Origin of the sequence: Modestobacter sp. VKM Ac-2977 (genome assembly GCF_026968045.1) — a bacterium.
Taxonomy (GTDB): Bacteria; Actinomycetota; Actinomycetes; order Mycobacteriales; family Geodermatophilaceae; genus Modestobacter.
In genome coordinates, this window is the sequence record NZ_JAPVBQ010000005.1 from 121,404 (window position 1) to 142,326 (window position 20,923).

At 73.7% G+C, this 20,923-nt stretch carries 20 protein-coding genes; 9 read left to right on the plus strand and 11 right to left on the minus strand.

What is annotated here, in order from left to right:
* Positions 1 to 34: 34 nt before the first annotated feature.
* Together O2V63_RS20110 and folP are read right to left on the minus strand one after the other, a co-directional pair.
* Positions 35 to 460, minus strand: coding sequence for a PaaI family thioesterase (locus tag O2V63_RS20110; protein ID WP_036339350.1), 426 nt, complete (start codon positions 458 to 460; stop codon positions 35 to 37).
* A gap of 36 nt (positions 461 to 496) precedes the next feature.
* Positions 497 to 1,357 (minus strand): dihydropteroate synthase, encoded by an 861-nt coding sequence (gene folP / locus O2V63_RS20115; protein ID WP_269169251.1) that lies wholly within the window; start codon positions 1,355 to 1,357, stop codon positions 497 to 499.
* 48 nt (positions 1,358 to 1,405) lie between these two features.
* Between folP and glsA the strand changes: the two genes are divergently transcribed.
* The 3 genes from glsA (at position 1,406) to O2V63_RS20130 (ending at position 3,581) form a co-directional block, all read left to right on the plus strand.
* The gene (gene glsA, locus O2V63_RS20120) at positions 1,406 to 2,338 is read left to right on the plus strand and encodes a glutaminase A (RefSeq protein WP_269169252.1); all 933 of its coding nucleotides are present in this window, start codon (positions 1,406 to 1,408) and stop codon (positions 2,336 to 2,338) included.
* Between the two features lie 26 nt (positions 2,339 to 2,364).
* A complete protein-coding gene (locus tag O2V63_RS20125; protein ID WP_269169253.1) occupies positions 2,365 to 2,910 on the plus strand; it encodes a DinB family protein in 546 nt (181 codons plus the stop codon).
* Between the two features lie 134 nt (positions 2,911 to 3,044).
* On the plus strand, positions 3,045 to 3,581 hold the full coding sequence (locus tag O2V63_RS20130) for a DinB family protein (protein ID WP_269169254.1): 537 nt from the start codon (positions 3,045 to 3,047) through the stop codon (positions 3,579 to 3,581).
* A 10-nt stretch (positions 3,582 to 3,591) separates the two neighbouring features.
* Here the strand turns inward: O2V63_RS20130 and O2V63_RS20135 are convergent, their stop codons facing one another.
* Positions 3,592 to 4,206, minus strand: a complete 615-nt coding sequence (locus O2V63_RS20135; protein ID WP_269169255.1) for a hypothetical protein — start codon at positions 4,204 to 4,206, stop codon at positions 3,592 to 3,594.
* The gene (locus O2V63_RS20140) at positions 4,203 to 5,312 is read right to left on the minus strand and encodes an MAB_1171c family putative transporter (RefSeq protein WP_269169256.1); all 1,110 of its coding nucleotides are present in this window, start codon (positions 5,310 to 5,312) and stop codon (positions 4,203 to 4,205) included. Before O2V63_RS20140 ends, O2V63_RS20135 begins: the two co-directional genes overlap by 4 nt.
* A gap of 131 nt (positions 5,313 to 5,443) precedes the next feature.
* On the opposite strand from O2V63_RS20140, the gene O2V63_RS20145 reads away from it, so the two are divergent.
* Positions 5,444 to 6,004: a hypothetical protein gene (locus O2V63_RS20145; protein ID WP_269169257.1), complete on the plus strand. Its 561-nt coding sequence runs from the start codon at positions 5,444 to 5,446 to the stop codon at positions 6,002 to 6,004.
* Between the two features lie 23 nt (positions 6,005 to 6,027).
* Entirely contained in the window at positions 6,028 to 6,297 is a 270-nt protein-coding gene (locus O2V63_RS20150; RefSeq protein WP_269169258.1) for a hypothetical protein, read from the plus strand.
* Between the two features lie 529 nt (positions 6,298 to 6,826).
* Here O2V63_RS20150 and O2V63_RS20155 read toward each other — a convergent pair.
* The 3 genes from O2V63_RS20155 to O2V63_RS20165 form a co-directional block, all read right to left on the minus strand.
* Positions 6,827 to 7,780 carry an acetamidase/formamidase family protein gene (locus O2V63_RS20155; protein WP_269169259.1) on the minus strand — a complete coding sequence of 318 codons (954 nt, stop codon included), beginning with the start codon at positions 7,778 to 7,780 and terminating at the stop codon, positions 6,827 to 6,829.
* 43 nt (positions 7,781 to 7,823) lie between these two features.
* Complete coding sequence (locus O2V63_RS20160; RefSeq protein ID WP_269169260.1) at positions 7,824 to 9,071, minus strand: serine hydrolase domain-containing protein; 1,248 nt, start codon at positions 9,069 to 9,071, stop codon at positions 7,824 to 7,826.
* A 133-nt stretch (positions 9,072 to 9,204) separates the two neighbouring features.
* Positions 9,205 to 9,492: an HU family DNA-binding protein gene (locus O2V63_RS20165; RefSeq protein WP_269161111.1), complete on the minus strand. Its 288-nt coding sequence runs from the start codon at positions 9,490 to 9,492 to the stop codon at positions 9,205 to 9,207.
* 349 nt (positions 9,493 to 9,841) lie between these two features.
* Here O2V63_RS20165 and O2V63_RS20170 point away from each other — a divergent pair, with 349 nt between their 5' ends.
* Positions 9,842 to 10,765: an aldo/keto reductase gene (locus tag O2V63_RS20170; RefSeq protein ID WP_269169261.1), complete on the plus strand. Its 924-nt coding sequence runs from the start codon at positions 9,842 to 9,844 to the stop codon at positions 10,763 to 10,765.
* Positions 10,766 to 10,915: 150 nt separating this feature from the next.
* On the opposite strand, the gene O2V63_RS20175 is transcribed toward O2V63_RS20170, so the two are convergent.
* On the minus strand, positions 10,916 to 11,089 hold the full coding sequence (locus tag O2V63_RS20175) for a DUF1059 domain-containing protein (RefSeq protein WP_269169262.1): 174 nt from the start codon (positions 11,087 to 11,089) through the stop codon (positions 10,916 to 10,918).
* A gap of 92 nt (positions 11,090 to 11,181) precedes the next feature.
* A complete protein-coding gene (locus O2V63_RS20180; protein ID WP_269169263.1) occupies positions 11,182 to 12,273 on the minus strand; it encodes an EAL domain-containing protein in 1,092 nt (363 codons plus the stop codon).
* A gap of 195 nt (positions 12,274 to 12,468) precedes the next feature.
* Between O2V63_RS20180 and O2V63_RS20185 the strand changes: the two genes are divergently transcribed.
* On the plus strand, positions 12,469 to 15,294 hold the full coding sequence (locus O2V63_RS20185; protein WP_269169264.1) for a SpoIIE family protein phosphatase: 2,826 nt from the start codon (positions 12,469 to 12,471) through the stop codon (positions 15,292 to 15,294).
* Between the two features lie 104 nt (positions 15,295 to 15,398).
* Here O2V63_RS20185 and O2V63_RS20190 read toward each other — a convergent pair whose 3' ends face one another.
* Entirely contained in the window at positions 15,399 to 17,456 is a 2,058-nt protein-coding gene (locus O2V63_RS20190; RefSeq protein WP_269169265.1) for an acyl-CoA dehydrogenase family protein, read from the minus strand.
* Positions 17,453 to 18,133: a TetR family transcriptional regulator gene (locus tag O2V63_RS20195; RefSeq protein WP_269169266.1), complete on the minus strand. Its 681-nt coding sequence runs from the start codon at positions 18,131 to 18,133 to the stop codon at positions 17,453 to 17,455. Before O2V63_RS20195 ends, O2V63_RS20190 begins: the two co-directional genes overlap by 4 nt.
* A gap of 99 nt (positions 18,134 to 18,232) precedes the next feature.
* On the opposite strand from O2V63_RS20195, the gene O2V63_RS20200 reads away from it, so the two are divergent.
* Complete coding sequence (locus O2V63_RS20200; protein ID WP_269169267.1) at positions 18,233 to 19,516, plus strand: acetyl-CoA C-acetyltransferase; 1,284 nt, start codon at positions 18,233 to 18,235, stop codon at positions 19,514 to 19,516.
* A 32-nt stretch (positions 19,517 to 19,548) separates the two neighbouring features.
* On the plus strand, positions 19,549 to 20,904 hold the full coding sequence (locus O2V63_RS20205) for a 3-oxoacyl-ACP reductase (RefSeq protein ID WP_269169268.1): 1,356 nt from the start codon (positions 19,549 to 19,551) through the stop codon (positions 20,902 to 20,904).
* Positions 20,905 to 20,923: the final 19 nt, after the last annotated feature.

Genomic DNA, 20,923 nt, shown 5'->3' on the forward strand with positions numbered 1-20,923 from the left:
ACACCCGGGGGCTACCCGCCGGTAGCCCAGCGCGTCACCGGGGCCAGAGGACGGACTGCGTGCAGCGGAACAGCGCGAGCGTCTTCCCGGTGGCCTCGGCGGTGACCACGGCGTCCCAGACCTGCGTCGTCCGGCCGGCGTGGACGTTGGTGGCGACGGCGGAGATGCGGCCCTCCCGGGCGGTGCTCAGGTGGTTGCTCTTCAGCTCGATGGTGGTGAAGCCGCTGGACCCCTCCGGCAGCAGTGCCCGGGTGGGCAGGCCGCAGCTGGTGTCGGCGAGGGTGACCACGGTGCCGGCGTGCAGGTAGCCGTTGGGCGCCAGCAGCTCGGGCCGGACGTCCAGGTGGGAGGTCAGCCGGCCCGGCTCGTGCGTGTCGACGACGATGCCGAGCAGCCCCGGGAAGGTGCCCGGCAGCAGGTCGTTGAGCTCGTCGGCGGTGTGGAACCCGGTGGCGGCCATGCCGGGCAACCTATCCCCGCACCTCCGCGGTCCTCTTCAGGCCAGGCCGCGGGTGGTGCGGACCGGTGGCCGGTCGCCGCGGACGGAGGCCACCATGTCCAGCGTCTGCCGGGTCGCGGCGACGTCGTGGACCCGGAACACCCGGGCCCCCAACCACGCGCTGACCGCAGTCGCCGCCAGCGTGCCGGTCAGCCGCTGGTCCACCGGCAGGTCGAGGGTCTCCCCGACGAAGTCCTTGTTCGACAGCGCCACCAGCACCGGCCAGCCGGTCGCGACCAGCTCGTCCAGCCGCCGGGTCGCCTCCAGCGAGTGCCGGGTGTTCTTGCCGAAGTCGTGCCCGGGGTCGATGAGCACCCGTTCGCGGTCCACGCCCGCGGCCACCGCGGCCTCGGCGAGCGCCGTCGTCCGCCGCACGATGTCGGCGACGACGTCGTCGTAGGTCACCCGGTGCGGCCGGGTGCGGGGCGGGAGGCCGCCGGCATGGGTGCAGACGATCCCGGCACCGGCCTCGGCGGCGACGTGTGCCAGCTCCGGGTCGACCCCGCCCCACGCGTCGTTGACCACGTCGGCGCCGGCGGCCAGCGCCTCCCGGCCGACCTCGGCCCGCCAGGTGTCGATGGAGATGGGCAGCTGCGGGTGTGCCGCGCGGATCGCCGCGACCAGGTCGACGGTGCGGCGGATCTCCTCGGCCGGGTCCACCTCCGCGCCCGGGGCGGCCTTCACCCCGCCGACGTCCACCATGTCCGCGCCCTCGGCGACCACCTGGTCGACCCGGGCCAGTGCGGCGTCCAGCGCGAAGGTCGCGCCGCCGTCGTAGAACGAGTCCGGGGTGCGGTTGACGATCGCCATCACGACCAGCCCGCCGTCCGGGACGTCCAGGGGACCGATGCGCAGCACGGACCCACTCAACCAGCCCGACCGGGTGCGCCGTGACACCGTCCAGGGGTGTCCACGACCCCCGACGACGTGCCCGACGACCTCACCGACGTCCTCGACCGGGTGGCCGCCGAGGCCCGGCCGCTGGCCGAGGACGACGAGGTCGCCTCACCCGGGGCCGGACCCGACCGGTTCGCACTGGCGATGTGCGAGCTCGACGGCACCGAGCACGTCGCCGGCGACGCCGACGTCGGCTTCCCGGTGCAGAGCGTGGTCAAGGTGTTCGCACTCACTGCGGCCCTCCGCTGCGTCGGTGAGGACGTCTTCCAGCGGGTCGGCCGGGAGCCCTCGGGTGACCCGTTCGACTCCCTGGTCCAGCTCGAACGCGAGCACGGCGTGCCCCGCAACCCGTTCATCAACGCGGGCGCCGTCGTCGTCTGCGACGTGCTGGTGGGCGCCACCGGGTCGGCCGAGGCAGCGACGCAGGCGGTCACCGACCTGCTGTCCGACCTGGTCGGCGAGCGGCTCGAGATCGATCCCGAGGTGCTCGAGGAGGAACGTGCCACGGCCTCGATGAACACGGCGATGGGCCACCTGATGAGGTCGTTCGACAACTTCCACCACCCGGTGGCCGACGTGGTGGAGGCCTTCGCGCAGATGTGTGCGCTGACCGTGACCACCCGGCAGCTGGCCCGGGCCGCCCGGTTCCTGGCCCACGACGGGGTGGACCCACGGACCGGCGACCGGGTGCTGACCGAGCCCCTGGCCCGGCGGGTCAGCGCGGTGATGCTGACCTGCGGCACCTACGACGCGGCCGGGCAGTTCGCCTACGACGTGGGCTTCCCGTGCAAGAGCGGGGTGGGCGGCGCGGTGATGGGCGACGTGCCCAACCGGTTCGGCGTCTGCGCCTGGTCCCCGCCCCTGGACGCCGCCGGCAACTCCCGGGCCGGCCGGGCAGCGCTGCACCTGCTCAGCGAGCGGCTGGGGCTGTCCCTGCTGTAGCGCCCAGCCCGCCATGATCTGCGGTCATGGACGACTTCGTGGACGCACCCGAGCGCGTGGACCCGCCCTACCTCGACGGCGAACGCCCCGCGGTGCGGGCCTGGCTGGAGTACCAGCGGGGCACGCTGCTGACCAAGTGCGCCGGTCTCACCCCTGAGCAGCTGGGCGAGCGGTCGGTGCCGCCGTCGTCGTTGAGCCTGCGCGGGCTGGTGCGGCACATGACCGAGGTCGAGCGGGGCTGGTTCCGCCGGGTGCTGGCCGGCCAGGACGCCCCGGACCAGTACTGCACGCCCGACGACCCGGACGGTGACTTCGACGGCGTGGGCCGGGACGCCGACGAGCCGGACACGGTGGCCGGGGAGTTCGCCCGGTTCGCCGAGGAGTGCCAGGTCAGCCGGGAGATCGCCGACGGCTTCGGGTCGCTGGACGAGCTGGGCCGGGGCCGCACCAGCCGGAGCCGGGAGCAGGTCTCGCTCCGCTGGGTGTACCTGCACATGATCGAGGAGTACGCCCGGCACAACGGCCACCCCGACCTGCTCCGCGAACGCATCGACGGCGCCACCGGCGACTGAAGAAGGACCCCGTCGCCCCCCACCACTCGCAGGCTCGTGGCGGGCCCCTGCGACGGCGCCGGACCCGCTGAGGCCCAGGGGCCTCAGCGGAGCGCGCCCCGGGTGAGGACGGTCGGCCCCGGCAGACTGGTCGGGTGACTGCGTTGCCGCCTGCGCCCACCCGGGTCGACCCGCCGTTCACCGACGGCGAGCGTGCCGCGGTGGAGGCCTGGCTGGACTTCCACCGGGCGACGCTGCTGACCACGTGCGCCGGCCTGACGCCGGAGCAGCTGGGGGAGCGGTCGGTGCCGCCGTCGTCGTTGAGCCTGCGCGGGCTGCTCCGGCACATGACCGACGTCGAGCGGTACTGGTTCACCCGGGTCGTCGCCGGTCGCGAGGCGCCGACGGTCTACTGGGCCGACGAGGACGACGTGGAGTTCGACGGGGTCGGGGCCGACGGCGACGACCCGACCACCGCCGTCCCGGCCGAGCTGGCCGCCTTCACCGCCGAGGTCGAGGCCAGCCGAGCGGTGGCCGCCGGGCACACCTCGCTGGACGACGTCGGCGCCGGGCTCCGGCACGGCGAGCGGGTGTCGCTGCGCTGGGTGTACCTGCACATGATCGAGGAGTACGCCCGGCACAACGGCCACGCCGACCTGCTCCGCGAGCGCACCGACGGCACCACGTCCTAGCGGGGTGGCCTCAGCGCAGGGGTGGGAAGACGCTGGCTGCTGCCAGGGCGCCGAGCAGGGATCCGGTGAGGACCTGGGGCCAGGTGTGGGCGTCCAGCACGGTGCGGGACCAGGCGATCGCGGCCAGTACGGGGATTCCCAGCAGCGCCCAGGAGCCGAAGAGGACAACGAGGGTGGCCAGGAGCCCGCCGGCGACGGCAGTGTGGATGGAGACCTTCCACCAGTGGGTGACCGCCAGCACCACCGCCAGGCCGGCCAGCATGGCCAGGATCAGCGCGGTCAGCTCCCGGGGCGCGTCGACCGCGGCCAGCAGCGCGGCACAGGAAGCCACTGAGCCCAGGGCGATCAGCAGCGGAATGGCGCGGTGGGCGCGTTCTGTGACGTGGTGGTCAGACCACTTGCCGTCCTTGACGCCCTTGGCGATGTAGGCCATCGGGACACCGGCGACGAACAGGGCGGCGAACCCGCCCCAGGCCGCACCTGCGCCGCTGCCGGCGTTGCGGATGGCCACCACCATCAGCCCGGTCACCGCGCAGATCGCCGGCCCGCTGAGCTCGGTGATGACCCGGGCCGTCGTTTGCCGCCGCGCAGGCCGGGTGCGGCTGGTCGTCGTCCTCCTGCTCACCCGGCCTCCTGCGGCTGTCTCGCGCAGCCGGTGCGGGCCGCCCGGTAGGCCTCGGCCAGGGCCAGCAGGTGCTCCCGCTCCTGCGCAGTACTGGCCACCGTGGGCAGCAGCCCGGCGGCGATACACCCGCCGGGCTCCTCGTCGCCGCTCCTCCACCGGCCGCGGTCGGCGGCCAGCGCCTGGGCCGTGGCCGTGACCGGGTCGAGATCTCCGTCTGGTGGCGCGTGCACCCGGGCGTGGACCAGGGCGTCGGCGATCTCCAGCAGGTGCCGGTCATAGCGAAGCTCGGCCCGCCGCACCGTGGTCGGTGCGCTGGTGGGCAGGGCCACCAGCGGGAACGAGCCGGTGAGGTCCCGCCACAGCGGGTCCAACCGCTGGATGCCGGCCATGGCGGTGACCCAGCGCCGAGCGGCGGTCAAGGCCCGTGGGGTGAGGACCCCGACCGCCAGCACACACAACCCCACGACCGCGGCCGCTGACCCCCTGAGCTGGATCACCGCAGGATCGGCGGCGCTCACCGAGGCGATGAGCGTGTAGAGGAGGCGACTGAGTGGATAGCCCAGACAGATCGCCGACCCCCAGCCGACCAGGGCCAGACTGACGGCGATCCCGCGGTCTGCAGGGGTGAAGGCGTAGCGGTGGCACAGCCGCACGATGTCGGCCAGCACGTAGACCAGGTAGCTGTTGAACACCAGCCGGTAGACCGCTATCTGTCCCAGCATCCCGTAGGCCTCGTCCAGGTCACCGACGTACCGGTCGTGCACCGGGGCGGCCAGGAAGGCCACCACCATCAACGCCAGCACCAGGCCGGCCACCGCGACCCGGATACCGGTCTGCCCGCGGCTGGGGCGCCCGGTCCTCAAGGCCAGCAGGAACAGCTGCGCGGCGACCCCGGCGACCACGATCAGCCCGTGCTCGAGCAGGTCGCTGACGTAGGGTCCGGTCACGTGGTCGATGGCCTGCTCGGTGGCCTTGATGCTCACCCCGGCGGCCACCGCGGCGGCAGCCAAGGCGTACGTACCGTTGATGAAGCTGGGTGCCTGACCGAAGCTGCGCGCCCGGGCGGCGGTAGCGATCCGGAGCAGGGCGACCGCTGCGTAGATCACCGCAGCGCTTCGGTCAGCCGCCCTAGCTCCCCGCCTTGGGCCGGCGCGCGCTTGTTGTGCGCGGCCCGGATGAGGCTGGTGCCAATACTGTCATCGACGTTCAGGCGCCGCATGACGCGGTGCATGATGTCGTGCTCACCGGTGAGGACGGATCCACCCTGAGCATTGGCTTGCCCTTCAGGGGCGAGGCTGGCACAGCGGTGACGCACGGGACTGTGGTGTACCCCGCCCACGGAAGCGCCAACGTGGTGGTGCCCACGCTGATGGGAGCGCAAATGCTGACAGTCGTTGCCGACGCAGCAGCTCCCACGCATTACGCGTACGAGATCGAGTTGGCCGCCGGGCAGCGCCTCGCCCTCGTTGATGAAGGGGCCGCTGTCCTCAATGCAGACGGCACTACTGGGCACTTGATCACGGCGCCGTGGGCGAAGGACGCCAACGGGCAGACGGTTGCCACTCACTTTGAGATTGAGCGGAACACGCTCACTCAGGTGGTGAGTCACACGAGTGCCGGGGCCGTCGCATACCCAGTTGTAGCCGACCCGATCTTCCTCCCTCTCTTTGTGGTCCGGTGCCTCACGGGCATTGGGCTAAATGGTCCGCAGATTACTCGAATTGCGGAGAAGGGTACAGTCACAGCCATGCTTGCTGCAGGTGGCTGGGCAGCAGTCCGTTGCGTCATGGGGAGGTGAATATGTTCACTGGACGACGAGACGTGAACGCCCTGAAGGCCGAGCTGAAGGAAGTGGACGCACTCATTTCCGCCCATCCCCTCGCATCTCAACGTACGCGCGCTGCCCACGCGATAGTGGACAAGCGCCAGTCCAGAGACGCGACCGAGGTCGACAAGGAACTGGCGGCGGACGGGTTGCCGAGTGTCAAGCAGCTCGGCAAGGTCCAGGCGTCGGGCACGTGGAGCTGGTGGAAGCTGCACAGGCGGAAGATGAAGCTCGAGAAGAAGATCGACAGCGCACTTCCTCGGTGAGCGCTGGGGGGCGGGCCATACCCAGCTCGCCCCCCAGCATTCGAGATCGAGCAAAAGGCCGGTCTGTCGACCATCGACCGGACGCTGAGTCGCATGTGACGTCCGGAAACCGTCTCCCGTCATGCGCAGGGCTCAGGCAACTCGACCTGCGCGACCGGCTGGTGATCCTGCCGGGCGGCCGTAGGTGACGGGGCGGTCGAGGCCTTACCGGGATCACCGGCAGGTCGTCGCGGGCATGGTCCACCGCTACCGGTGGGGTCCGCCTGGCGGGACCTGCCCGAGCGGTCGGGTCCGTGGCAGACGGGATGGAGGCGGCACGCCCGGTTCTCCCGGGACGGCACCTGCGACAAGGTGCCGAATGCTGGCCACCCGCTGCGACGAGCACGCACTCGTGTACTGCGGAGCCGCCGTCCTGGCAGCCGTCCTCACCTGGACCTGAACGTAAGAGACACGCCCCGGCCCCCGATCTACCGAGATGTCCGTTCCGCTGAGCCCGAGGGGCCGACATCGCGACGTCGGCCCCTCGGGGCTAGCGGATGGCGCCCCAGGGGAGGACGGCGTGGACGCCGACGACCTGGTTGACCACCTGGGTGACCCGCAGGTGGACCACCACGCTGGCCAGGGCGAGCGCGTCGGAGCGGCCGATGCCGTGCAGCGCGGCCAGGACGTCGAGCATCGCGTCCAGCGCGATCGCCATCGCCTCGTCCAGGTCGCCGGCCACGCCCATCGTCACCCAGCCGGCGGGGGTGCGGGCGACCGGCGTGGTGACCGGGGCGCCGAAGAGGTCCGGCAGCACGTCCAGGGTCAGGTCGACGGCGTCCATCGGGCACTCGATCGCCGTCCCGGCCACCTCGCCGTCCCCCTGCGCGGCGTGCCCGTCGCCGACCGACAGCAGCCCGCCGGGCACGGTCACCGGCAGGTAGAGCGTCGAGCCGGCGACCAGTTCGCGGCAGTCGATGTTCCCGCCGTGCCAGTACGGCGGGATGGTCGAGTGCTGACCGGGCTCGGCCGGCGGCACGCCCATCACGCCCAGGAACGGCCGCAGCGCGACCGAGTGCCCGGCCTGGTTGCGCCCGATCCCGGCCGTGCCGTCCAGCGTCCAGCGGTGGACGACGGGCGCCGCCGTCACCCCGAGCCGCTCGTTCAGCGCGGTCGACCGCAGCCCGCAGTACGTCGTCCCGAAGGCCCCCGGGACGACGTCGTCGATGCGGACGGCGAGCACCTGCCCCGGCTCGGCGCCCCGAACGCACACCGGGCCGGTGAGCGCGTGCCCGGCCGCCGGGTCGTACGCCGGGTGCCGGGGCCGCTCGGCCAGGTCGGCCGCGGTGTCCGCGCCGGTGTACGGGCCGGTCGACCAGCCGGAGTCCAGCGTCCCGATGCGCACCGTCGACCCCGGCTCGACGGTCAGGGCAGGCGGGAGCGAGGGGTCCCAGTGCCCGTGCAGCGTGCGCTCGTCGGGCAACAGGACGTGACCAGGCTCCATGCCCTCATCTTGCGGGAGGGGCCAAAGTCGTGATTTCGGCCCCTCAGATCAACGCCTGCTGGACCAGGGGGCGGAGGTGGTTGCGCACCGGCAGGGTGCTCGAGGGGAGGAGCTGCGTGTAGAAGGTGACCGTCAGGTCCTCCACCGGGTCGACGTAGAACTCCGTGGACGCCGCCCCGCCCCAGCTGTACGTGCCCACGCTGGACACCCCGCCGTAGCGCACCGGGTCCAGCACCATGGAGAACCCGAGCCCGAAGCCGACGCCGCGCAGCGGGGTCTCGGCGTACAGCGGCCGGCCGGCGGTCTCCAGGTCCAGCCCGCCGGGGAGGTGGTTGCGCACCATGTGCGCCACGGTGCGCGGGCCCAGCACCCGGCCGGCGTCCGGGTCGTCACTGACCGAACCCCCGCGGCGCAGCATCTCGACGAACCTCAGGTAGTCACCCGCCGTGGAGACCAGCCCGGCGCCGCCGGCGAGGAAGGTGGGCTTGCGCAGCGCGGCCTGGGCGAACGGGGCCGGCAGCAACGTCACCCCAGGGCCGTAGAGCTGGGCCAGGGAGTCGACGTCGTCCTCGGGGCGCAGCCCGAAGGAGGTCTCGGTCATGCCCAGCGGCCCGAACACCCGCTCGGCGAAGAGCTCGTCCAGCGGCTTGCCGGCGATCACCTCGATCAGCCGACCGAGCACGTCGGTGGAGACGCCGTAGTTCCACTCGGTGCCCGGCTGGAACAGCACCGGCATCTCCGCGAACTGGCGCACCACCTCGGCCGAGTCGGCGCCGGGCGGGGTGCCCCACTCGTGCCCGCGCAGCCGGTACAGCCCGTCGACCGGGTGGGCGTGGTGGAAGCCGTAGGTCAGCCCGGAGGTGTGCGTCAGCAGGTGCCACACCCGGATCGGCTCCAGCAGCGGCACGGTCACCGGCTTCTGCGCCGGGCCGGCGGTCCAGACCCGGGTGTCGGCGAACTCGGGCAGCCAGCGGCTGATCGGGTCGGTGAGCTCGAAGGCGCCCTCCTCGTACAGCGACATCGCCGCGACCGAGGTGACCGGCTTGGTCATCGAGTAGATGCGCCAGCGGGTGTCGTCGGTGACCGGCAGGCCGGCCTCGACGTCGCGCTGCCCGTGCCGGCCGACGTGCACCAGCCGGCCGTGCCGGGCGACGGTGACCAGGAACCCGGGCAGGTGGCCCTCGTCCACGTAGCGGGCCAGCCGGCGGTCCAGCCGCTGCAGCCGGCCGGCGTCCAGCCCGACCTCGGCCGGGTCGGTGGTCACGGACAGGTCGGTCTGCACAGCCGTCACGCGGCACTCCGCTCGTCGCGGGCACCGCTCCCCGATGAGCGACGCCCCCGCCGGGCATCCTGGCACGGGGTGCCAGGAGCGCGACGGGGGCGTCGGGGTGGTGCTCGGTGCGGCCCCGGGACGGGGCCTGAGCTCACTGCACCGGGACGGCGGCAGCAGCCTTCTTGAGGTTGGAGCCGGCGGTCACCTTGGCGGTGTGCGCAGCGGCGATCTCGATCGACTCGCCGGTCTGCGGGTTGCGGCCGGTACGCGCCGAACGCTGCGAGCGCTCGACGGTCAGCAGACCGGGGACGGCGACCTTGTCGCCCCGGGTGATGGCCTCGACGAGCTCCTCCTGGAGCCCGTTGAGGACCGAGTCGACGGTGGACGCCGGGACGTCGGCGCGCTTGGAGATGGCGGAGACGAGTTCGGCCTTGTTCATGGTGTTCCTCTCGCGTGGGTGGAGCAGCCCACCCCGGTGCGGGGTGGGCGCAGACGTGGTGTCGCGCCTGGTCGGACCGGGCGCGTTCCCCGGTCGTCCTGGCGGACCTCCGGGCCTCCACCGTGCCAACTCGCTGGACACCAGGTGTGCAGCGGGGGTCCGGTGGGCGGATCTGGCCGACCCCGTCGTCGACCAGGAACGGCGGGCACGTTGCCATGCCGACCTGGGTGTTGGCGAGCGGTGACCCCGGATTTCCGGGGATTTCCTGCTCGTTGGTCACAACCGTCACGTTCTGTGGACCGTCCGGCCCGGCGCGCGACCCGCTCACGGTCGTCCTAGCGTTGGGGGCATGCCTCAGCTCCCCGGGACCGATCTGACCGTCAGCGACCTCTGCCTGGGTGGCAACGTGTTCGGCTGGACGGCCGACGAGCCGACGTCCTTCGCCCTGCTCGACCGCTTCCTCGACGCCGTCCCCAGCACCCAGTCGCCGTTCGTCGACACCGCCGAGATGTACGGCGACGGCGTCTCCGAGACGATCCTCGGCAACTGGATGGCCGAGCGGGGGGTGCGCGACCGGCTGGTCGTGGCCACCAAGGCCTCGCCGGGGGAGAAGGAGCACCCGCTCTCGGCCCCGGAGATCCGGGCCGCGGCGGAGCGTTCGCTGCGCAACCTGCAGGTCGACACCATCGACCTGTACTACGCGCACTACGACGACGAGACGACGCCGCTGGAGGAGACGCTCACCGCCTTCGACGAGCTGGTGCAGGCCGGCAAGGTCCGGTACGCCGCGGCGTCGAACTACTCGGCGAAGCGGCTGACCGAGGCGCTGGACACCGCGAAGCAGCTCGGCGTCACCGGCTACGTCGCGCTGCAGCCGCACTACAACCTGATGGAACGTGAGGGCTACGAGGCCGAGCTGGCCGGCGTCGTGACCGAGCGCGGGCTGGGGTCGATGCCCTACTTCGGGCTGGCCCGCGGCTTCCTGACCGGCAAGTACCGGGCGGGGGAGACCATCGACTCGCCGCGGGCCAAGGGCGCCGCGCAGTACGTGGGGGAGAAGGGGGACCGGGTGCTGGCCGCGCTGGCCGAGGTCGCCGACGCGCACGCGGTGACCGGCGCCGCGGTGGCGCTGCGCTGGCTGGCCGACTCCCCGGCGGTCACCGCGCCGATCGCCAGCGGCCGCTCGGTCGAGCAGCTGGCCGACCTGCTGCCGATGCTCGACCTGGTGCTCACCGACGAGGAGCGGCAGCGCCTCACCGACGCCAGCGCCTGAGGAAGCCCCCGGGCCGCCGTCCGTGGTCCCTGACCCGGGTCACCCCGGGTGCGGGAGGGTTGAGCCGCGTGCGCACGCGGCTCAACCCTGAACCGTCCGCGTCGACCCGGGCGCAGTGGACAGCGGCTGCGGCCCGGATCGTCGCGGTGCCTACACCGCGACGATGTGGGTGCGGACCTGCTCGACGAGCTCGGGCGGCACGCTGCCCAGCCCGTGGTCGGCGGTCGCGTGTGCGGCGACCTGACCGAGGACGGCGTCCTCGTCCGGGCCGGTGAACGTCATGGTGCAGCCGGGGACGACGTCCCCGCAGGCGAATGCCTTCATGTGGGCTCCAGTGCGCAGGTGGTGCGGGGACCCGGCCGCCGGACGACGGTCAGGGGTGGTGCACCGGGGGCGGGGTCAGGGCTCCCGGGGGCTCAGCCGGTGGCGGCCGCAGCCGCCAGGTCCTCGACCCGCAGCAGGCCGAGGACGGCGCCGCTGCGGTCGGTGCACAGCACCGGGTCGAACCGGTGCACGGGCGGGCGGGTGAGCGCGCGGTGCAGGGTCTCGGGGACCCCGGCCGACGGGTGCACGCGCAGCGACACCGGTGCCCGGTACGGCGCGCCGGTCCGCGGGTCGGCGAGCACCAGCTCGATGGGCACCTCGGTGCGGTCCAGCACGACGTAGGGCGGCGGGCCGTCGTCGGAGTCGTAGGCCTCTCGCTGGCGGATCGGGCGCAGCAGGCTGGCGACGCTCTCGGCCAGCTGGGCGCGGGCCACCTGGGTGCGCACCAGCTGGGTGACCTCGGGGGTGAGCGGGGCGAAGTGCGGGGTGGGGCGGCCGAACAGCCACCCCTGGGCCAGCGGGACGCCGAGCCGGGCGAAGACGGCGAGCTCGCCCGCGGTCTCCACGCCCTCGGCGAGCAGCCAGGCGTCGATCCGGCTGGTGAAGGCACCCACCATCTCCGCCAGCGCGGCCTTCACCGGGTCGGTGTCGGCGCCGGAGACGAGGGCCCGGTCCAGCTTGACCAGCTGCGGCCGGACCTCGGCGAGCTGCTGGAGCCCGGCGTAGCCGGACCCGGCGTCGTCGATGGCGATGAGCGCGCCGCGTCCCCGCAGTGCGGCGGTCTGCTCCCGCAGCGCCGCCAGGTCCGGGGTGGGCATGTGCTCGGTCAGCTCGACGACCACCCGCCGCAGCGTGGCCGGCTGGGCGAGGGCCGCGGCGACCGGTGCGGTGCCCAGCAGGTGCGGGCTGACGTTGACGGTCAGGAAGGTGTTGGGCGGCAGGTCCGGCAGGGTGGCGAGGGCCTTCCGCAGGGCGAGCGCCTCCAGCTCGGCACCCAGGCCGGCCTCGGCGGCGGCGGCGAACCACACGTCGGGGGAGGCGGTGCCCGGGAAGCGCGCGAGCGCCTCGTAGCCGGCGACCTCGGCCGAGGCCAGGTCGACGATCGGCTGGAAGACGATGGTCAGGTCCTCCTCACCCGCGAGCAGCGGGCGGCAGTCCCAGCGGTCCGGGAGGGTCGACGTCACCTCCTCTGGATCGGCGGCATCGCCCAGCTGCTTGAGGCCGTCCGCACCCCAGCAGGGGACACCGCTCCGGCCGTCGGTGCCGGGCTCGGTGGGCCGGACGTGCCAGCATGGGGCAGCCCGCGCCGAGTCGGGCGTGTCGGCGGCCGTCGGCACCCGTGTCCGGCCCCGCCGGCGCCAGCAGGGAGGCTGCCAGCCGTGCCCGCACCGAGCACGCCTGCCGAACCCGACCCGCTGGCCGACCCGACCCGCGTCGCGGTGGTCCGCCGGCTGCTCGCCGAGCTGCCCGGGAGCGCGCCGTTCGACCGGCTGGCCCACCTGGCCACCCGGCTGCTGGCCGTCCCGACGGCGCAGGTCGTGCTGCTCACCGACGTCGCGGTCCGGGTGGGTGGCTTCGGCCGGCCGACGGCGATGGGGTCGGCCACCCCGCTGGACCAGGTGCCCGGCAGCGTCGCCGCCCGCCTGCGGGCGCCGCTGGTGGTGCCCGATGCCGCCACCGATCCCCGGGTCACCGGGCTGTCGGCGGTGGTCTCCGGCGAGGTCGGCGCCTGCCTGTCCCTCCCGCTCGTGCTCACCGCCGGTGACGTGGTGGGCGCGCTGACCCTGCTCTCCCCGGAGCCCCGCCGCTGGAGCGAGGACGACGTCGCCCTCGCCGGAGAGGTGGCGTCCACCGTCGTCACCGAGCTGGAGCTGGTGGCCGCCTCGATCGCGGTGCGCTCCTCGCTGAGCCGGCTGGAGCTGGCGCTGGAGGCCAGTGAGGTCGGCACCTGGGAGCGGGACCTGCGCACCGGGACGACGACCTGGGACGAGCGCAACGCGGCCATCTTCGGGCTCCCCGGCCCGGTCGTGCTCACCGGCGACGAGGAGATGACGAAGCGGATCCACCCCGACGACCACGGCGTGGTGCAGCAGGCGATGCAGGCCGCCCTCGCCGGCTCGGGGGAGTTCGTCGTCGAGATGCGGGCCCTGCGGCCCGACGGTGAGGCCCGGTGGACGGTCTCCCGGGGCCGGGTGGTGGGCGACCAGTCAGGTGAACCCGTGCGTCTGCTGGGCACCTCCGTGGACGTCACCGAGGCCCGCCGGCAGGCGCAGCTGCGGCTCGCCGCGGTGCAGCGTGCCGCGGTGATCGCCGAGGTCGCCGCGGAGCTGGCCAACGCCGACCGGATGTCGGAGCTGGCGGAGGCGGCCCTGCGGGGCGCGGCCGTGCTCGGTGCCGACGCCAGCGCGCTGGCCGTCTTCGCCGGCGGGCGCGGGCCGCTGCGGCTGCACATGACCCGCCGCCTGGTCGACGCGGTCGAGTCGGGTAGCGACGCCGTCCTGCCCGACGAGGGCGTGGAGCTGCCGCTCGACGACGAGCTCCCCACCCAGTACGTGGCCCGGTACGGGGAGACGGTGCTGCTGCCCGACCGTGCCTCGGCGGTGGCCCGGTTCCCCCGGATGGCCCATGTGGGGGACCTGGTCGGGGTCCGTGCCGTGGCCGCGCTGCCGCTCCGGCTCGAGGGCCGGTTGCTGGGGAGCTTCGTGGCGGTGTGGGCGGAGGACCACCCGTTCAGCCCCGAGGACGTCGAGCTGCTGGGCGCGCTCACCGCCCAGATCGGACTGAGCGTCTCCCGGTTGCACGCCGACGCCCAGCGGGACGCCGCGGTCGCGGAGATGGCCGCGGCCAACGCCCGGCTGGAGCTGCTGGCCGAGACCGGCCGGGTGCTCTCGGGGACGCTGGAGATCACCGAGCAGCTGGGCCGGCTGGCCGAGCTGGTGGTGCCCGCGCTCGGCGACTGGTGCTGGGTCGTCGTCACCGACGAGCAGGGCCGGATGCGCGAGCTCGCCTCGGCGCACCGCGACCGGGCCAGGTCGGGGGAGCTGGCCGACTACGTCCGCGCGATGGTCGGCGGGATGACCGAGCACGCCGCCGCGCGGGTGGTCACCCGCACCGGGCGGCCGCTGCGGGTGCCCGGCCTGGACGAGGCCTACATCGCGCGGGCGCTGCCGGACCCCGTGGCCCGCGAGCAGCTGGCGCGGCTGCACCCCGACTCCGGCATCGTCGTCCCGCTGGTCAGCCGGGGGCGCACCCTCGGGGCGCTCGGCCTGTACGTGGACGCCGAACGGGGTCGGCACAGCGACGCCGCACTGGAGACCGCCCTGGAGCTCGGGCGGCGGGCCGGGGTGGCGCTGCAGCAGGCGCGGTTGTTCGGCCAGCAGCGGCAGCTGGCGGAGACGCTGCAGCGGAGCATGCTGACCGCGCCGCCGGCGCCGGACCACTGCGAGATCGTCGTCCGGTACGTGCCGGCTGCGGCCGGGGCCGAGGTCGGCGGCGACTGGTACGACGCGTTCGTCCAGCCCGACGGGGCGACCATGCTGGTCATCGGGGACGTCGTCGGGCACGACAGCCGGGCCGCGGCGGCGATGGGCCAGCTGCGCGGGCTGCTGCGCGGCATCGGGCACCACACCGGCGGCACCCCGGCCGAGGTGCTCACCGGCCTGGACCGGGCCAGCGCCGGCCTGGACCTCGACGTCATGGCCACCGCGCTGATCGCCCGGCTGGAGCAGGACGACCCGGAGCTGTCGGCCGCGCAGACTCGGGTGCGCTGGGCCACCGCCGGGCACCCACCGCCGGTGCTGATCAGCGAGGACGGCGAGGTGACCGTGCTGGACGGCGACGACCCCGACCTGCTGCTGGGGGTGGAGCCGGGCACCGCACGCAGCGACCGGGTCGCGGTCATCGGCCGCGGCGGCACCCTGCTGCTCTACACCGACGGGCTGGTGGAGCGGCGCGACCGGGACCTCGACGCCGGGGTCGCCGAGCTGTGCCGGGTGCTGACCGGGCTCACCGAGCTCCCGCTGCAGGAGCTGTGCGACCGGCTGCTGCAGCGGATGTACCTGCCCGACACCGAGGACGACGTCGCGTTGCTGGCGGTCCGGCTGCATCCGCAGGACACGCCGCGGCCCCCCGAGGCCGGCCCCCAGCGGGTCCCGCCGGGCATCGAGGCGGCCCCGGACGTCAACCCGGCGGCCGGCCCCACCTGACGGCCAGGACCACCAAAATGGCCATTTCGGTGGTCCTGGCCCCTTCGGCCCCCTTGCAGGGTCCCGCCGCGAGCTCGCGAGGGGTGGGGGGCAAGGGGGTCCTCTTACTGGGCGGGAGCCATCTCCAGGGAGGTCGCGGTGGCGTCCTGCTGGGGCTTGGCCCCGGCCGACCGCAGCGCGGCGTCGTGCGCGGCCATCGCCTCCTGCCGGCCCGGCTCCTCGGCCACGATCGCGCAGTTGAGCCACGACTCGGGGATGGCGAAGCCGTCGACCAGGGTGCGCATGTGCGGCCGCAGCTCCTTGAGCAGGTCGTTCACCACCCCGGTCAGCGCCTTGGCCCGGGTGGGGGTGAGCCGGCCGTGCTCGAGGAACCAGCCCTTGTCGGCCTCGATGGTGCTCAGCGCGTAGAGGTCGCAGACCCTCGCCAGCAGCGCCTTCGCGGCCGGGTCGGTGGTGCGCTCGATGCCGGCGACGAAGGCCTCCAGCACGACCCGGTCGATGTGCGCCTCGGCCATGGTCAGAACGTGGTCCTGCACGTCGTTGAAGATCTCGAACGGCCGGTCCTTCTTGGCCGCCGCGCCCCCGCGGAGCCGCCGGATGGCGCTCTCCAGGAGGTGCTTCTCGCGGTCCTCGAAGGCGGCCAGCTGCCAGCCCCGGTCGAGCATCGAGACGTCCTCGTCCCGCCCGGGCACGGCGTCGACCAGCCGCTGGATCAGCCCGCGGGCCGCCGTCCGCTCCAGCATGGTCTCGCGCACCTGCTCGGCGACGAAGGCCGCCCGGCCCCAGCCGTCGAGTGAGCCGAAGGCGTCCCGGTAGCCGGTGAGCAGGCCCTTGGCGACCAGCTGCATCAGCACGGTGTTGTCGCCCTCGAAGGTGGTGAAGACGTCGGTGTCGGCCTTCAGCGTGGGCAGCCGGTTCTCCGCCAGGTAGCCCGCCCCGCCGCAGGCCTCACGGCACAGCTGGATGGTCCGGGTGGCGTGCCAGGTGCTCACGGCCTTGATCCCCGCAGCCCGGGACTCCAGCTCGCGCTGGGCGGCCTCGTCGAGCTCGGCGGCGCCCAGCACGTCGTGCATGGTCGACGTCAGTTCCTCCTGCGCGAAGCTCAGGGCGTAGGTCTTCGCCAGGGCCGGCAGCAGCTTGCGCTGGTGCACCAGGTAGTCGTTGATCACGACCTCCCGGTCCTCGCCGGGGGCGGAGAACTGGCGGCGGGTGTCGCCGTAGCGGACGGCGATCTCCAGGGCCACCTTCGTCGCCGACGCGGCCGAGCCGCCGACGCTGACCCGCCCACGCACCAGGGTGCCGAGCATGGTGAAGAAGCGCCGGGTCTCGTTCTCGATCGAGCTGGTGTACGTGCCGTCGGCGGCCACCTGGCCGTAGCGGTCGAGCAGCATGTCCAGCGGCACGGAGACGTGGTCGAAGGTCAGCCGCCCGTTGTCCACCCCGAGCAGCCCGGCCTTGGGGCCGTCGTCGCCGATCGTGACGCCGGGCATCGGGGCGCCGTCGCCGTCCCGGATCGGGACGAGGAACGCGTGCACGCCCTTCCCCTCGGGTGCCTGGCCCTCGCGACCGGTGACCAGCTGGGCGAAGACGACGGCCATCCGGCCGTCCTTCGCGGCGTTGCCGATGTAGTCCTTGCGCGCGGCCTCGTGCGGGGTGTGCAGGTCGAAGGTCTGCGTGGCCGGGTCGTAGGTGCAGGTGGTGCGCAGCTGCTGGACGTCGGAGCCGTGGCCGGTCTCGGTCATCGCGAAGCAGCCGGGCAGCGCGAAGCTCATGATGTCGGGCAGGTACCGGTCGTGCTGACGCTTCGTGCCCAGCGCCTGGACCGCCCCGCCGAACAGCCCCCACTGCACGCCGGCCTTGACCATCAGCGACAGGTCGGTGAAGGCCAGCATCTCGATGGCGGTGACCGAGCCGCCGGCGTCGTCGGCGCCGCCGTACTCGACGGGGAAGCCGTAGGCGATCCGGCCGGTGGAGGCCAGCTCCGCCGCCAGTGCGGTGACCCGGTCCCGCGCCTCGGTCATCGACTCGCCGTACACCGGGGCCCATCGGGGGTCGTCGAGCTGCGCGCGGCTGTCCCGGCGGACCTGCGCCCAGCGGCCGTCGAGGACCTCGGTGAGCCGGGCGGGGTCGACCGGCGGCAGGGGGGTGGGGGTGCTGGTCATGATTCCTCCATCGGACTCGCGGGTGCAGGAGTTGAGGGGTCGGGGGTCACGACGCCGCGCAACCCCGTCCAGGCCAGGTCGGTGAGGTGGGTCGCCAGTTCGGCGCGCGGCATGGGGCGGTCGGCGCGCAACCACCAGTCGGCGGCGGCCCGGACCAGCCCGATGACGCCGTGCCCCCACGGGGCGGCCGCGGCGGTCCCCTGTCCGGCGCTGGTCAGCGCGGCGCCGACCAGCGCCCCGACCTCGTCGCCGACCAGGTCGGACAGGCTGCTGATCGGGTCGGCATCGACCGGGCGGTCGACCAGCGCCTGCCCCACGACGAACCGGTAGACCTCCGGGTCGGCCTCGATGAAGGCCAGGTAGGTCTCGACGGCGGCGGTGACCATCTGCCGGGGGTGGTCGCTGCTGCCCATCGCCTCGCGCAGCTTGCGGGTGAGCTGCGCCGCCACCCGCGCGCAGACGGCGACGTACAGCTCGCTGCGGTCGGCGAAGTGCCGGTAGACGACGGTCTTGCTGGTGCCGGCCTCGGCCGCGATCTCCTCCATGCCGACGCCGGCGCCGTGCTTGCCGACCGCGGCGAGGGTGGCGTCGACCAGCTGCTCGCGGCGTGCGCGGCGGTGCTCGTCCCAGCGGGAGTCGCGCCGATCGCGCCGGCTGGCCGCCGTCTCCGTGTTCACGACACCGACGGTACCTGATACTCTGGGTATCGGAATCGCGACTGGAACACCCCCCACCAAAATGGCCATTTTGGTGGTGACCACCTCCTGGAGGTCCCCATGGCACCGCAGACCCGGAAGGCCGCGATCGTCGGCGGCAACCGCATCCCGTTCGCCCGCTCCAACGGCGCGTACGCGCGGGCCAGCAACCAGGACATGCTCACCGCGACCCTCGACGGGCTCGTCGCCCGGTTCGGGTTGCAGGGTCAGCAGGTGGGCGAGGTGGTCGCCGGCGCCGTCCTCAAGCACGCCCGCGACTTCAACCTCACGCGGGAGAGCGTGCTGGGCTCCCGGCTGTCGGCCGCGACGCCGGCCTACGACGTCCAGCAGGCCTGCGGCACCGGCCTGGAAGCGGCGGTCCTGGTCGCCAACAAGATCGCCCTGGGGCAGCTCGAGTCCGGCATCGCCGGGGGCGTCGACACCACCTCCGACGCCCCGATGGCGCTGAACGAGGACATGCGACGGGCGCTGCTGGCGGTCAACAGCGCCAAGACGTTGCAGCAGCGGCTCAAGGCGCTGGCCGGGATCCGGCCCGGTCAGCTGGTCCCGGAGATCCCCCGCAACGCCGAGCCGCGCACCGGCCTGGCGATGGGCGACCACGCGGCGATCACCGCCGCCGAGTGGGAGATCGGCCGCGAGGAGCAGGACGAGCTGACCGTCCGCTCGCACCAGAACCTCGCCGCGGCCTACGACCGCGGCTTCTTCGACGACCTGGTGACGCCGTTCCTCGGCCTCACCCGCGACCAGAACCTCCGGCCGGACAGCTCGCTGGAGAAGCTCGCGAAGCTGAAGCCGGTGTTCGGGCAGGGTGCTGACGCCACGATGACGGCGGGCAACTCGACCCCGCTGACCGACGGCGCCTCCGCCGTCCTGCTCGCCTCCGACGAGTGGGCCGCCGAGCACGACCTGCCCGTGCTGGCCCACCTGGTCGACGCGCAGACCGCCGCGGTCGACTACGTGCACGGTGGCGAGGGGCTGCTCATGGCCCCGGCCTACGCGGTGCCGGTGCTGCTGGCCCGCAACGGGCTGACCCTGCAGGACTTCGACTTCTACGAGGTCCACGAGGCGTTCGCCTCGACGGTGCTGGCGACGATGAAGGCCTGGGAGGACCCGGCGTTCTGCAAGGACAAGCTGGGGCTGGACGCGCCGCTGGGCTCGATCGACCGGGCCAAGCTCAACGTGCACGGCTCGTCGCTGGCCGCCGGGCACCCGTTCGCCGCGACCGGGGGCCGGATCGTCGCGACGCTGGCCAAGACGCTGCACGAGGCGGGCCCGGGCAAGCGCGGCCTGATCTCGATCTGCGCCGCCGGCGGCCAGGGCGTCGTCGCGATCCTCGAGTCCTGACCGCCCGCGCCCACGTCCCTGAGGAGAACCCCATGAGCGACTGGTACCGCGACTTCGCCAACTCCGGCCTCGGCACGACCATCACCAAGCAGCTGGGCCTGCCCCGGCCGGCGGAGCTGCGCCGCTACGAGCCCGGGCAGCCACTGCTGCCCGGCCCGGCGGTGGTCGGCTCGGCCGGTGAGGGCCGGCTGCGCGAGGAGGTGACCGGGCTGTTGCGCGACGCCGGGGTCACCGTCGTGTCCCCGGTGGCCGCCGACGGCTCGGCCGACGGGGAGAAGCTGGCGGCCGTCCTGCTCGACGCCACCGGGCTGACCGGGCCGGCCGACCTGGCCGCCGCGCACGACTTCCTCGCCCCCGCGCTCAAGCGGCTGCGGCCGTCGGGCCGGGTGCTGGTGCTGGCCGACCCGCCGGCGGAGACGTCGTCCCCGGCCCAGGCCGCCGCGCGGCAGGCGCTGGAGGGGCTGGTCCGTTCGCTGGCCAAGGAGCTGCGCAGCGGATCGACGGCGAACCTGGTGCACGTGCCCTTCGGCGCGGAGGGCTCGCTGGCCAGCCCGCTGCGGTTCTTCCTCTCCGGCCGGTCGGCCTACGTCGACGGCCAGGTCCTCGCGGTCACGGCCGCCGAGCTGCCCGACGCCGCGGACGCCGAGCAACCGCTGGCCGGCAAGGTCGCCGTCGTCACCGGTGCCGCGCGCGGCATCGGGGCCGCCATCGCCCGGGTGCTGGCCCGGGACGGCGCCCACGTCGTCGCCGTCGACGTGCCGGCGGCCGGCGAGCAGCTGGCCCAGGTGGCCAACGAGGTCGGCGGGACGGCGGTCGCGCTGGACATCACCGGGGACGACGCCGGCCCGCGGCTCGCTGCCCAGCTGGTGGCCCGGCACGGCGGGGTGGACGTCGTCGTGCACAACGCCGGCATCACCCGGGACAAGCTGCTGGTCAACATGGACGCCGCCCGCTGGAACTCGGTGATGGCGGTGAACCTGCAGGCCCAGCTCGACCTCACGCAGGCGCTGCTGGCCACCGACGGGGCGCTGAAGCCCGACGCCCGGGTGATCTGCGTCAGCTCGCAGTCCGGCATCGCCGGCAACCGCGGGCAGACCAACTACGCGGCGTCCAAGGCCGGCGTCATCGGCATGGTGCGCAGCTGGGCACCGGAGTTCGCCGAGCGCGGGGCCACGATCAACGCCGTCGCGCCCGGCTTCATCGTCACCGAGATGACGGCGAAGATGCCGCTGGGCACCCGCGAGGTCGGCTCCCGGCTCAACTCGCTGCAGCAGGGCGGCCTGCCGGTCGACGTCGCCGAGACGATCGCCTGGCTGGCGCAGCCGGGCAGCGCCGGGGTCAACGGCCAGGTCGTCCGGGTCTGCGGCCAGTCGCTGCTGGGCGCCTGATGATCGTCCTCACCGACCC

Bases quoted from the DNA above. Each gene is read 5' to 3' on its own strand.
- O2V63_RS20125 (WP_269169253.1), top strand. From the start codon at position 2,365: ATGGACGACTTCGTGGACGCACCCGAGCGCGTGGACCCGCCCTACCTC.
- O2V63_RS20175 (WP_269169262.1), bottom strand. From the start codon at position 11,089: ATGAAGGCATTCGCCTGCGGGGACGTCGTCCCCGGCTGCACCATGACG.
- O2V63_RS20110 (WP_036339350.1), bottom strand. From the start codon at position 460: ATGGCCGCCACCGGGTTCCACACCGCCGACGAGCTCAACGACCTGCTG.
- O2V63_RS20155 (WP_269169259.1), bottom strand. From the start codon at position 7,780: ATGGAGCCTGGTCACGTCCTGTTGCCCGACGAGCGCACGCTGCACGGG.
- O2V63_RS20170 (WP_269169261.1), top strand. From the start codon at position 9,842: ATGCCTCAGCTCCCCGGGACCGATCTGACCGTCAGCGACCTCTGCCTG.
- O2V63_RS20200 (WP_269169267.1), top strand. From the start codon at position 18,233: ATGGCACCGCAGACCCGGAAGGCCGCGATCGTCGGCGGCAACCGCATC.
- O2V63_RS20190 (WP_269169265.1), bottom strand. From the start codon at position 17,456: ATGACCAGCACCCCCACCCCCCTGCCGCCGGTCGACCCCGCCCGGCTC.
- O2V63_RS20165 (WP_269161111.1), bottom strand. From the start codon at position 9,492: ATGAACAAGGCCGAACTCGTCTCCGCCATCTCCAAGCGCGCCGACGTC.
- O2V63_RS20205 (WP_269169268.1), top strand. From the start codon at position 19,549: ATGAGCGACTGGTACCGCGACTTCGCCAACTCCGGCCTCGGCACGACC.